This is a genomic window from Streptomyces sp. NPDC004752 (genome assembly GCF_053601275.1).
The window spans coordinates 18,102-30,418 of record NZ_JBSGBN010000119.1; the positions used below are offsets into that span (position 1 = coordinate 18,102).

Below are 12,317 nucleotides of genomic sequence, written 5' to 3' on the forward strand. Positions count from 1 at the left end.
GCCAGCACAGGAAGGCGCCCGTATGCCCACCGACCCGATCCCCCCGCACCGGCAGCCCGCGCTGTCCCACCGCGCCCGCACCGTGCTCACCGGGCCCGACGTCCGGCGCCCCGGCCCTCTCGGATCCCCGTGACCACCGTCCAGGCGCGGGAGACCGAGCCCGTCGCGGACGAACGGCGCTGGAAGGCGCTCGCGGTCTGTCTGACGGCGGGCTTCATGACCGTGCTCGACACATCGATCGTGAACGTCGCCCTGCCCTCGATGGAACGCGGGCTGCGCGCCACCCAGGCCGATCTGTCCTGGGTGGTCTCCGGCTACGCCCTCACATACGGCCTGTTCCTCGTGCCCGCCGGGCGGCTCGGTGATCTACGGGGCCGCCGACAGGTCTTCCTCACCGGCCTCGGGTTGTTCACGCTGACCTCGGTGGCCTGCGGGCTGGCCCCGACGGGCACCTGGCTGGTGGTGTTCCGGCTGGTTCAGGGCGTGGCGGGCGGCCTGATCGCGCCCCAGGCGTCGGGGCTGATCCAGCAGATGTTCCAGGGCACCGAACGGGCCCGCGCCTTCGCCGCGTTCGGCAGCATCGTCGCCGTCTCGACGGCGGTCGGACCGCTGGCGGGCGGCCTGCTGATCGAGATGTCCGACAGCTGGCGCTGGGTGTTCTACGTCAACCTGCCGATCGGTCTCGCGGTGTTCGCGGCGGCGCTGCGGCTGCTGCCGAGGACCGCGCCGCGCGGGAACGCCGGTGAAGGTTTCGACGTGCCGGGCGTGCTGCTGCTCGGGTTCGGCGCGCTCGCGCTGATGCTGCCGCTGGTGCAGGAACAGGCATGGCCCGGCCGCGAAAAGTGGGCCCTGGTCCCGGTGGCGGTGCTGCTGCTCGCGGCGTTCTGGGCGTGGGAGCGGCGGCAGGGCGGGCTCGGCCGGGGTCCGCTCCTGGACCTGCGGCTGTTCACGCTGCGGTCGTTCTCGCTGGGCTCGCTGCTGAGCCTGGTCTATTTCGCCGGATTCACCTCGGTGTTCTTCGTCTACACCCTGTTCCTGCAGAACAGCCTGGGCTACAGCGCGCTGGCCGCGGGGATGGCCGCGATGCCGTTCGCGGTCGGCTCGGCGGTGGCGGCGCTGGCCGGCGGCCGACTGGTGGTCCACCACGGCCGCCGACTGGTGGTGTTCGGGCTGGCCGGGGTGGCGCTGGGGCTGGTGGGCGCCATCGCAGCAGTGCAGCGGGTGCCGGGCTCGGGGGTGGGGTGGGCGGCGGCGCTGCCGCTGCTCGTCGCCGGCGTCGGCTCCGGTCTGACCGTCTCCCCCAACACCACGCTGACGCTTGCCCGGGTGCCGCTGCGCCGGGCCGGGGCGGCCGGCGGGGTGCTGCAGACCGGACAGCGGATCGGGGCGGCGGCCGGGATCGCCGTGGTGGGAGCGGTGTACTTCGCACATCTCGCCAACCACGGGCGGGCCGTGCACGCGCTCCGGCTGGGCTTCGTGGCCTCACTGCTGTTCGTACTGGCGGCCCTGGTGCTGGCCGTCGCCGACCTGCGGGACCCCGGACCGGACAGCTGACCGGCCGCCGCCTGCCGGTGCGTGTCCGCTTCTGGCCTACTGATTGGCCACCGGCGCGTGTCCGCTCCTGGCCACTGACCGACCGCCGCCTGCCGGTGCGCGTCCGCTCCCGGTGGCTACGAGCCGCGTCGGGGTCGGCCTCTCCTGGTCCCCTTGGGCGCGGCGGAGCGGCCCTGCCGGGTGCGGCCGGTGGAGCCACCGGACGTGGGCTTCTGCCGGGCGGCGGCCTCGGGGCGCTTCCGCTTCGGCGGCGTCGGCTCGGGCTGCCCCGGCTGGCGGGTGCCCCGGCCACGGCTGCTGTTGGCGGTGCGTCCCCGCACGATCCCAATGAGGTCCTCGACCAGGTCGGTGGTGGCCTCCTCGGGCCAGCACAGGGCGACGGCCGATTGCGGGGCGTCGACAACCGTGCGGTAGGTCAGGTCCCTGCGGTGGTGCAGCCGGGCCAGTGACTGGGGGACGAGAAGGAGGCCCACGCCGGCCGCGACGAGTTCGACGGCGTCGGCCGTGGTGGCGGGCCGCTCGAAGGCCGGCTCGCCGGGCGGGGCGTCCCAGCCGAGGACGTCGTCGAGGGGGTGGCAGACGACCTCGTCGGCGAGGTCCGCGAGGGTCACCTCGTCCACGGCCGTGATCAGATGGTCCTTGGGGACCACCACGACCGTCGTCTCGGTGTACAGCGGGATCGCGCTGAAGTGCGTCCGGTCGACCGGAAGCCGGACGAGCCCCGCGTCGGCCGCGCCGGCACGCAGCACCTCGGCCGCCTCGGCGGCCGGCACCTGAGTGAGGGCGAGGGGGACGCCGGGCAGGCGCTCGTGCCAGATCCGCGCCCACTTGGCGGGCGTCGCTCCGGGGACGTACGCGAGCCGGAACGACGGTGTTTCCTCCGGGTCTGTCACCGGGCCAAGCCTACCGGCCGTGGCGGGCGGCCCCGTACCCGGCCGATACCCTTGGGGCCATGAAGTCGCAGCAGAGCACCCAGACGATGAAGCCCGCGACCGCGGCGAAGAAGCTGGGTGTGTACCTCCCCGCCACCCCCGCAGAGTTCCAGGAGGGTGCCGTCACGCGCGCCGAGCTGAACCGGCTCCAGAGCGAGCCGCCCGAGTGGCTGTGCGCGCTGCGACGCAACGGCCCGCACCCGCGCCCGGTGGTCGCGGCGAAGCTGGGTGTGTCCATCGCGGGCCTCGCCCGCGGCGGGGTGACCGAGGCGCTCACCACCGAGCAGATCGAGTCGCTGAAGCGGGAGCGGCCGAGCTGGCTGGAGCGGGAGCGCATCACCCAGGCCGGGGTCCGCAAGGAGGCGGCACGCCTGAAGGAACCGCGGGAGGAGAACGCCGGGCAGGGCTGAGCGCCTCGCCCTGTGCGGGCCGGTTCTCGCGGGCCGGTTCAGCAGTCCGACGGCACCTTCCGGCTTGTCCCGTCTGACCTTGCCGTCGGATGCCGTCCGTGTCCTTGCCGCCCAGCGCTCGCTCCAGCCGGTTCCAGCCGTAGTACGGGCAGATGGCGGCGACGTCCCGCCCGATGGCATCGTTCTGCGCCTGCGACCACGGGTCCTCGCCGTCGCCGAGGTTGATGCACTCGAAGCCGGAGAAGTGCCGGTTGCCCCGGTTGCCGTCGGTGTCGGCCTCGTTGTCGGGCGGCGGCTTCGTCTCGTTGACGACGGCCCGCGCACGTCGCCGTCGCCGCCCTTGACCAGGGCGAGCGGCGCGAAGTGCCGGTCGATGTCGGCCGGTGCCGGCCAGTGTCCCCGTGTCGGCCGGTGTCCGCAGCAGGCGGCGGTGCGCCGGGTCGACGGGCCGGTCGACGCCGCCGGTGGCGGTGCGCACGGGAATCAGCGCGTGGTCGCCGGTGCGGTGGACGCCGTCCGCCGCGGGATACACCTCCTCGCCGTCCTCACCGTCCTCCAGAGGCAGCCCCGCCCCTCGGTCACCGTGATCGCACCGCCCTTGGGGGACGGGCACCTCAGCACACCCGCACACCCCCGTCGGAGGGTCCACAGCTCCCGCACCGCCGACGTCCGGGCGGGCCGCGGGCCGTACACAATCCACCGGCGCCGGATCCCATTCGGGCGCTTCTCGGGGTGCTCCTCCCGGACCGTGTTCCACAGGCGCGGAGGTCATTGTCAGTGGCTCGTCCTACAGTTCCCCTCACTTGATCACTGCGGTGCGGGAGGCATTCATGGGGTGGGTCACGGCGGGCGACTACGAAGTCGCCCTCGACGGCGGGAAGGTGGTGTGCCGCAACGCGGCAGGACGGCTGCTGAAGTCGGTCCCGCCCAAGCTCGCGGACGATCCCGCGGTCGTCGGGCTGCGGCAGCTCACCGAATGGCTGGAGCAGCACGAACAGCGGTGCCTGGCCGACGTGGAGCGGTGGATGGTGCGCTCGCTGCCGGTGCCGCTCACCGTCCTCACCCGGGTGTGGCCGGACCCGGCCTGGCAGTCCGCGCTGCGCGACGTCGTCGTCACGGGAGCCGACGGGCAGGTGGCCGGCTTCCTGCGGGACGCCGACCCCGAGCGCGGGCTCGGCCTCGTCGACCTCGACGGAGACACCGTGCGCACCGCCCCCGAACTCGTCCGCATCCCGCACCCCGTGCTCCTCGACGACCTGGAGGAGCTGCGGGAGTTCGCCGTCGAACTCGGCGTCGAGCAGCGCGCCCAGCAGCTCTTCCGCGAGGTGTGGCACCGCCCGGTGGCCCTCGACACCGAGGGCACGGAGGTCGCGGACTACGCGGGCGGAGCGTACAAGCAACTGCGCTTCCTGCACGGCCGGGCCACCCAGCTCGGCTACCGGGTGCGCGCGGGACACGCGGTCTGCTCCGTGCTGGAGGAGGGCCGCGGCACCGAGGCCCGGGTCTGGCTCGGCGACTACGACGGCTACGAGGAGACGGAGACCGGTCCGCTCCAGTGGGCCGACCCCGCGGGGCGGGTGCTGAGGCTCGGTCAGGTGGGTCCGGTCGCCTGGTCGGAGGGCATGCGGATGGCGGCCGCGCTGTACGCCGGGCGGGACATCGAGGACGAGGAGCAGGCGGCATGACGACCACGACGTACGACGACACCACCACGGCCGCGCTGCTGGAGGCGGGCGCCGTCCTGCCGCCGGGCAGCACCGGGCGCGAGGACGCCGATGTGCTCACCGTCCGCGTCTACGGCCACCCGGCCCTGGGCGAGCGGCGCGTCGTCCGGCTGGTGCCGGGCACCCTCGGCGAGGCCGAGGACCTCGCCCTGGAGTTCCTGGGCCTGGTCCGCGAGCCCGAGACGCCCGAGGTCGGGCAGGTGCGCCGGGAGACGCTGGGCTTCCCCGCCTGGGCGCTGGTCAACGACCCGGCCAACGGACACCACGCGCTGGCGCTGGTCAAGGACGTGGAGCGGCTCGCGCACCAGGCCAAGTCCCGGCCGGGCGCCGCCAAGGAGGGCTTCGAGGCGCTCGCCGACCGGCTCGGCCGGACCGTGCCACACTTCCTGCCCACCTTCCACGAGCAGGCGGCCCGGGTCTTCCTGCAGCAGGAGAACACGACGTATGCCGCGGCCTTCTTCGGCAAGGCCCGCGAGGCCGAGCGGGTGCACGCGCTCGCCGTGGACGAGGAACGGCAGCGCGCCGTGTTCCTGGAGTTCGCATTCGCCGGCGCGCTCACCGTCAAGGCCCTCAAGGAGCATGTGAAGGACCTCTCCCGCCGACTCGAACCCGCCACGGCGTGGGCGCAGTTCCGGCAGCTGACGGTGGAGCGGTGTGCGGCCGGCATGCCGCCGTACGCCTCGCTGCCGCAGGACGCCCGCGGACTCATCGCGGCGGCCGGACTTCCCCGGGTCGCCGAGGAGTGCGCCCTGGTCGCCGACCTGATCGCCTCCCCCGCCGCCGTCCGGGCCCCGGCGGGCTTCTGGACCGCCTATCGCGGCACGCTCCCGGTCCTCGCCGAACAGCGACCGGCCGTACGGGCCCGGCTGCTGGAGATCATGCCGGCGGGGCTGGGCCGCTCCGTCGAGGACGACGAGTTCTGGCTCTCCCTGCTCACGCAGAGCGGCGCGGACCGGCTCCTGACCGGTGAGGACGCTACGGCCGACGGGACCAACTCGGCACACACGGCCGACGGAACCGGCACGGCAGCCACTGCCCACGGAACCGACTCGACAGACACGGCCGACACGACCCGCGGGACCGACTCCGCAGACGCTGCCGACACGACCCACGGGACCGACGCGGCGGACACGGCCGACGAGGTCGACGCGGCGGACTGGCTGAGCCGTTGGGCGGCCTTCCGCAAGCACGGCGGCACCGTCTCCCGCCGCTCCCCCGCCACGCTCGCGCTCGTACGGCGGATGGCTTCGCGACTGCGCGCGACCGGCCGGCCGGTCGATCTCTTCACCGGCCGCTGGCACGCCGGCGCCGACCTCGACCTGCTGGACCTGTGCGTGGCCGAGGGCATCCCGCTGACGGTGCCCGGCCCCGAGGTGGCCGTACACCTGGCGCTGGACGGCTGGTTCTCCGACGATGCGCCGGACCGGCGCGACCTGGTGGCCGTTGCCGGGGATCCGCGGCTGCGCCGCCTGCTGCACCAGGCCGTCGGCGCCCTGGGCAACGGCCGGACGGCGGACGAGGTGTTGCGGCGCGTCGCCGCCCACCCGGTGCTGGGCGAGGTGCTGCGCGAGTGGCTGGACGAGGCGGCCGAACGGTACACGCGCGCGGTGGGTCTGCCCGCGGCCGACGCCGCGCTCGACCGGATGCGCCCCTTCCGCACGGTGGCCGCCGAGGTGGGCTCCGCCGCCGTCGCGCGGGTCGCCGGGCACGAGGTCGCGCCGCTGCTCGGCAGGACGTTGCGCGCCGGCGTCCTGGACGAGTTGGGCTGGCCCGCCCTGGAGGACGCGCTGCGGCTGCTGGACACCGAGACCAGGAAGGGCGAGGACAACGCACTGACCGTGCACGAGGCATGGCCCGCGCTGGTGCTGACCCGTCGGCACAAGGCGGTCGTGGTCGGTCCCGAAGGGATCCTGCTGGAGCACGACCTGCGCCTGCCCGAGGAGCTGGACCGCTGGCAGCGCCCCCGGTTCCGTTACGTGGACGGCGAGTTGCTGGTGATGTGGCGCAAGGGCAGCAAGCAGTCCGCCTACTGGTCCGCCCGCCCCGCCGAGGTGTTCACCCTCGGCGGCGAACAGATCTCCGCCTGGTGGTCCGGCCACGACATCGGCAGCCCCTCCATCCCGCTGCCCGGCGGCGGCCGCGCCACCGGCGGGCGCACCCTGCACGCCGGGGACACCGTCCTGCCGCCCAGCCGCCCCATCCTCGGTGACGGCACCTCCCACTGGCGGCAGGGGCGGCAGGGGCGGGAGACCGTCTGGCTCGAGTACGACCCCGCCACGGGCGCCCACGGGCGTGCCTCCCTGCCCGCCCTGCTGCGCGCGGGCATCCGCGAGGACGCGGCCCTGCGACCAGGCTCCTGCGAGGTGCTGCCGCTGCAACCCGGCCTGGAACACAGCCCGTTCGGCACGGACGGCACCGTGCTCGGCCGCTGGGTCCGTACGGAGGGGCAGGGCAGCGAGGCCCGGACGACCGCCGGGACACCGGACGGGCGGACGGTCGACCTGCGGGCGGACCCCGAGCGCCGCACCGCCCGCGTCCCCCTGGGCGCGCTGCGGCTGCCCGGCGGGGCCGAACCGGTAGCCGTGCAGTCGCAGCTGAGGATCGGTCTGTACCCGGCCGACGACACCTCCCTGGGCGGCGAACTCGGCTGGGTCGTCCAGCACGAACAGGGCGGGGAGTTCGCCGCCGGCACCCCCTTCGTCCCGCCGATCGCCTTCTGGCACGCGCTGCGTCCGCGTGACGAGCAGGGCTCCGCGGTGCTGCGCGCCCTGACCGACGGCCTGGCGGCCGAGCTGCTCGACCGCGCGGCGACCGCGCTGGCCGGCCGTCAGGAGGCGCTGGACCGCGCCGGGAACCAGGCCGCCAAGGCCGCTGTGCCGACGGCGGACGAGGTCGTCCTGGGCGCCGTGGCGCCGGCCCTGCCGCAGCTGACCGCCCCACGGCTGCTGACCGGGGTGGCCGGGCTGGTCGGCAAGGCGCTGCGTCTCGCCGAGTCCGCCGCCGTCTTCGCGACGCCCCCGCAGGAACGCTCGCGGGAGCCCCGTAACCGTACCGAGGGCATGTTCGCCGACTACCGCCCCCGGCACGGCGAGGACCGCACGCTGCACGACGCCACCAGCGGGCTCGCGCAGCTCAACGGCTGGTGGGGCCGGGAGCAGTGGAGCGTGCTGCGCCAGATCCGGGCGGTGAACCACGTACTGTCCGGGCGGCCCGCCGACGGCAAGCCGCTGCCCGGCCAAGAACGGCTCGCCACCCTGGCCGACGGCTGGCACAGCGAGGAGTACACCGTGCCCGGCGGCGGCATGGTGTGGCCGTCCGTGCTGGCCGCGCTGCGCCCGCTCGCCTACCGTGCCGCCTCGCCCGCCCTGCCCGACGCGGAACGGGAGGCGCTGCTCCTGCTCCTTGAGGCGATCACCGAGGGACCGCTCGCGGCCCCGGACGGTGTGCTCCGCGAGATCGTGCTGAGCGAGCCGCACGACAAGCAGCAGCGCGCCGGCCAGGTGCTGCGCCGCGGCGCCCGCACCGTGGTGGTGCTGGGCTGCCAGGGCGTCGACTCCGAGCAGGACAGCGTCGACTGGCTGGCCCTGGACCACGACCCGTCCGCCGTGTTCGGCGCGGTCGCCCACTTCACGCTGGACAAGGAGACCCGGCACGCGTCGGGCATCCCCGCCGAGCGGCTCGCCGCCGTCACCACCCTGATTCGGGACAAGGGCGCCGCGCCCTGGCGGTCCGACGCACCGGCCGCGCTCACCGCCGCGACGCGCGAGAGCCTCGGCCCCCTCCAGGCCGCCGTGCTGCTCGCCGGGCGGCCGCAGCGGCCCAGCGCCGAGGCGCTGGCCGCCATCGGGCTCAAACCGCGGCAGAAGGACCTGGCCGACGGCATGCTGGGCGCCCTCGGGCAGCCGGACGCGGCGGCGCTCGTCGGGGCCCTGCTGCCCACGGACCCCGCCGACCTGTGGACCGTCGGACCCGACACGCAGGCCGCGGCCCGGGTGTGGGCCGAGCGCCTCGGCTCGCTCGTCCGCTTGCCAGAGGAGATGGCCGGCGACCTCTCCGGGGTGCCCGTCGACGCCGTCGAGAACATGCTGAACCCAGGCCGGACGCCGTGGCTGAGCCGCACCACGGTGCAGCGAGCCGACGAGGACGGCAACCTCACCGCGGACGACCCCTCGGCCATCCCCGGCCGCTACGACCTCACCCGGGCCGTCGACGCGCTGGCCGCGCTCGCCTACGGCCTGCCGTACGGGCATCCGCTGCGCGCCGCCCTGCCGGACGGCCTGGCCGCCCTGCGTCGGCGCGTCGCCGACCCGGAGCTCCTCCTGGACCTCGACGTGCAGTGGACCGAGAAGGGCAGGTCGACCTCCGTCGAACTGCGCAAGGCGTACGGCCTTCCCAAGAGCGGAGGTGCCGATGAGCAGGGCTTCACCCGGGTCGGCGACGCCCTCATGCTGCTCCCCTGGTACCAGAGCACCGAGACCGTCCTGGTCCGCCCGGCCGCGTTCACCGGCCCGGACGACGCCGTCTTCGGCCTCGTCGAGGGGCTGGTGGGCCGCGGGGGCGGCGGCGGGCTGCGGGCGCTGCGGGCCGTCCTGGGCGAGGAGCTGGGCGGGGCGCTCGCCGTCGGTGCCACGGGCCCCGCGGGATACGCCCAGGATCCGGCGGTGAGCGTGCCCGCGCTGGTCGCCGAGGTCGCCGCCGTACACGGCCTGAGCGAGGACGCGGCGGCGCTCTACCTCCAGCTGCTGGCCCTGCCCGATCCGACGGACCGCAACCGCGCCCGCTGGACCGGCTGGCGGCCCGCCCGGATGAAGCAGGCCCGCGCCGAACTGGCCGCGACCGACCTGGTCGTGGAGGCCAAGCGGCCGCGCGCCGGGCGCACCCTGTTCCTGCCCTGCGGCTGGTACGACCTCAAGTCCCCGGCGCTGCCCGTGGAGACCTGGAAGGAAGGGCTCTACCCGATACCGGACCACGTCCGTGCCGTTCCGCTGCTGCCGGTGCCCGAGCTGTTCGCCCGCGCCTGGGACCGGGTGCGTGCGGGCGACGCGCCCGCGTACGAGGAGCTGACCACGCGGGCCGCCCGCAGGGGGCGCCGCCGATGACCGCGCCCTCGTCGGCCGGTACCGCCGACGAGGGCCCCGAGGGACCGGGCGCCGCCGCCGTGCGGCGCCCGGTGGTGCCCCGGGCCCAGAACGCCGAGAACGCCGAGAACGACCGATGTCCGCACCACCCCGAAGGACCCCGCCGATGACCGCCACCCTCGCCCCCGAACCGATCCGGCAGATTGTCCCGCCCGAGGACCGTCACGCCACCGAACTGGCCTTCCTCGCCGCGTACGACACCGGGCCGCGACCGCCCGCGTGGCGGCTCACCCCACGCGCCGTCGTCACCTTCGTCATGGGCAGCGACGGCCGGGCGCTGCGGCTGCCCGACGACGCCGACGTACCGGACGGGATACCGCGCCGGCTCGTGGTGGAGGGCAAGTTCGTCGGCGACCGGGCCCTGGTCGAGCGGTGCGTCGTCACCCTCGCCGGGGAGCGCGGCCTGCTGCTCGTCGGCGAGCCGGGCACCGCCAAGTCGATGCTCTCCGAACTGCTGTCGGCCGCCGTGTGCGGGACCAGCGGGCTGGTGGTGCAGGGCACCGCGGGTACCACCGAGGACCAGCTCAAGTACGGCTGGAACTACGCCCTGTTGCTGGCGCAGGGGCCCAGCCGGGCGGCGCTGGTGCCCTCGCCCGTGCTGACCGCGATGACCCGCGGCGGCATCGCCCGCGTCGAGGAGGTCACCCGCTGTCTGCCCGAGGTGCAGGACTCCCTGGTGTCGCTGCTGTCCGAGCGGCGCATCGCGGTCCCCGAACTGGCGGGCACCGACGACGCTTTGGCGCACGCGGCGCCCGGGTTCAATCTGATCGCCACCGCCAACCTGCGCGACAAGGGCGTCTCGGAGATGTCCGCCGCGCTCAAGCGCCGCTTCAACTTCGAGACGGTGGGCCCCATCGGGGACCTCGATGCGGAGACCGCGCTGGTGCGCGGCCAGGCCCGGGCCTCGGTGGAGCGGGCGGGTGCGCCCTTCCGGGTGGACGACGCCGTGCTGGAAGCCCTGATCACCGCGTTCCGGGACCTGCGGGAGGGGCGGTCGGCCGAGGGCTGGGAGGTCGAGCGGCCGTCCACCGTGATGAGCACCGCCGAGGCGGTGGCCGTGGCCGGTGCGCTGGGGCTCGCCGCCGCGTACTTCCCCGGGGACCGTGATGTGCTCGGGCTGCTGCCGGGGCATCTCCTAGGGGTCGTGCTCAAGGACGACCCGGCGGACGCGGCCCGGCTGCGCGGCTACTGGGACGGTCCGGTACGGCGCCGGGCCGAGCAGGGGTCGGCGACCTGGCGCACCCTGTGGGACCTGCGCACCGTGCTGGAGGGCTGACGGCCGTGTCCCTCGCCCCCGCCTCCCCCGAAGAAGCCGTCGCCGCCCTCACCGGTCCGACGGCGCCCTACCTCATCGGCGTACGGCATCACGCGCCGTCGCTGGCCGCGGCCGTGCCCGCGCTGCTGGCCGCGGCGCGGCCGGACGTGCTGCTCGTCGAGCTGCCCGCGGAACTGCAGGACTGGCTGCCCTGGCTCGCCCACGAGGAGACACGGGCCCCGGTCGCCCTCGCCGCCGCACCGGCCGCCGGGGGCGGCGGGGCGGCCTTCTATCCGTTCGCCGACTTCTCGCCCGAACTCGCGGCGGTGCGCTGGGCGGCACGGCACGCCGTACCGGTCGTGGCCTGCGATCTGCCGCTCGCGGACCGGGCGTGGACGGCGGACCGGACGCCGCACCCGCGGGCCGACGCCACCGCCGGTCCGGACGCCGACGGGGGGTCGCGGGACGACGGGGCGGGCGACGGCGGGCCCTGCGGGCCCGCGCGGGAGCCGGGGTCGCCCGGCCTTGCCGGGGCACTGCGCTCACAGGTCACCGGCCGTCCGGGTGAGGATCTCTGGGATCGGCTCGTGGAGGCCGCCGCACCGGGTTCGCCGCCGGAGGCGCTGCGGCGGGCGGCGCTGCTGGCGGGGTGGGCACTGCGCGCGGACGCGGCGGCCTCGGGCGGTGTCCCGGAGCTGGATCTGCGGCGCGAGCGCTGGATGCGCGCGCGCCTGGCCGCGGCCACCGCCGGGGGTGAGCGGGCCGCCGTCGTGGTGGGCGCCTTCCACGCCCCGGCGCTGGCCGCTTCGGGCACCGCGCCGGACCAGCCGCCGCCGCCCGCGGTCGGTACGCCGCAGCAGCGGCCGGTGCCGGAGGGCTCCCCGTCGAAGCAGCCGCCGGCACCCGGTCTCCGCCCGTCGGACGGCCGCGGACCGGGGTCCGCGGACCCGGCCCGCCCCGCCTGGACGACCTCGCTCATCCCCTACACCTACGCGCTGCTCGACGAGCGCTCCGGCTATCCCGCGGGGATCCGTGACCCGGAGTGGCAGCACCTGGTCCTCGGCGCGGCAGGCGACCCGGATGCGCTGACCGAGGCACTGACCCGGGCGGCCGTACGGATCTGCGCCCAACTGCGGACCCTCGGGCATCCGTCGGGTCCCGCCGACGCACGCGAGATCAGCCGGCTCGCCGGTGACCTCGCGCGGCTGCGCGGGCTGCCCGCGGCCGGCCGGGGCGAGCTGGTCGAGGCGGTGCAGACGGTGCTCGCGCAGGGCGAACCGTACGGTCGGGGACGGGCCGTGGCC

General features: G+C 75.5%; 9 protein-coding genes. 7 read left to right on the forward strand and 2 right to left on the reverse strand.

The window, feature by feature from the left end; genetic code table 11:
* Positions 1-129: 129 nt before the first annotated feature.
* A complete protein-coding gene (locus tag ACWEKM_RS35615; RefSeq protein ID WP_451625410.1) occupies positions 130-1,554 on the forward strand; it encodes an MFS transporter in 1,425 nt (474 codons plus the stop codon).
* A 116-nt stretch (positions 1,555-1,670) separates the two neighbouring features.
* Here ACWEKM_RS35615 and ACWEKM_RS35620 read toward each other — a convergent pair whose 3' ends face one another.
* Positions 1,671-2,447 (reverse strand): LysR family substrate-binding domain-containing protein, encoded by a 777-nt coding sequence (locus ACWEKM_RS35620; RefSeq protein WP_451625411.1) that lies wholly within the window; start codon positions 2,445-2,447, stop codon positions 1,671-1,673.
* A 59-nt stretch (positions 2,448-2,506) separates the two neighbouring features.
* Here ACWEKM_RS35620 and ACWEKM_RS35625 point away from each other — a divergent pair, with 59 nt between their 5' ends.
* Positions 2,507-2,896 (forward strand): DUF5997 family protein, encoded by a 390-nt coding sequence (locus tag ACWEKM_RS35625; protein ID WP_451625412.1) that lies wholly within the window; start codon positions 2,507-2,509, stop codon positions 2,894-2,896.
* On the opposite strand, the gene ACWEKM_RS35630 is transcribed toward ACWEKM_RS35625, so the two are convergent.
* Positions 2,823-3,509 carry a hypothetical protein gene (locus ACWEKM_RS35630; RefSeq protein ID WP_451625413.1) on the reverse strand — a complete coding sequence of 229 codons (687 nt, stop codon included), beginning with the start codon at positions 3,507-3,509 and terminating at the stop codon, positions 2,823-2,825. The two genes, ACWEKM_RS35625 and ACWEKM_RS35630, sit on opposite strands and share 74 nt — an antisense overlap.
* A gap of 217 nt (positions 3,510-3,726) precedes the next feature.
* Between ACWEKM_RS35630 and ACWEKM_RS35635 the strand changes: the two genes are divergently transcribed.
* The 5 genes from ACWEKM_RS35635 to ACWEKM_RS35655 form a co-directional block, all read left to right on the forward strand.
* Positions 3,727-4,581: a DUF4132 domain-containing protein gene (locus ACWEKM_RS35635; RefSeq protein WP_451625419.1), complete on the forward strand. Its 855-nt coding sequence runs from the start codon at positions 3,727-3,729 to the stop codon at positions 4,579-4,581.
* Positions 4,578-9,719, forward strand: a complete 5,142-nt coding sequence (locus ACWEKM_RS35640; protein ID WP_451625414.1) for a hypothetical protein — start codon at positions 4,578-4,580, stop codon at positions 9,717-9,719. The genes ACWEKM_RS35635 and ACWEKM_RS35640 overlap by 4 nt, the downstream gene beginning before the upstream one ends.
* Positions 9,716-9,868 (forward strand): hypothetical protein, encoded by a 153-nt coding sequence (locus ACWEKM_RS35645; RefSeq protein ID WP_451625415.1) that lies wholly within the window; start codon positions 9,716-9,718, stop codon positions 9,866-9,868. The genes ACWEKM_RS35640 and ACWEKM_RS35645 overlap by 4 nt, the downstream gene beginning before the upstream one ends.
* The gene (locus ACWEKM_RS35650) at positions 9,865-11,034 is read left to right on the forward strand and encodes an AAA family ATPase (protein ID WP_451625416.1); all 1,170 of its coding nucleotides are present in this window, start codon (positions 9,865-9,867) and stop codon (positions 11,032-11,034) included. The genes ACWEKM_RS35645 and ACWEKM_RS35650 overlap by 4 nt, the downstream gene beginning before the upstream one ends.
* 5 nt (positions 11,035-11,039) lie before the next feature.
* A partial coding sequence (locus ACWEKM_RS35655; RefSeq protein WP_451625417.1) for a DUF5682 family protein occupies positions 11,040-12,317 on the forward strand: 1,278 nt, incomplete at its 3' end.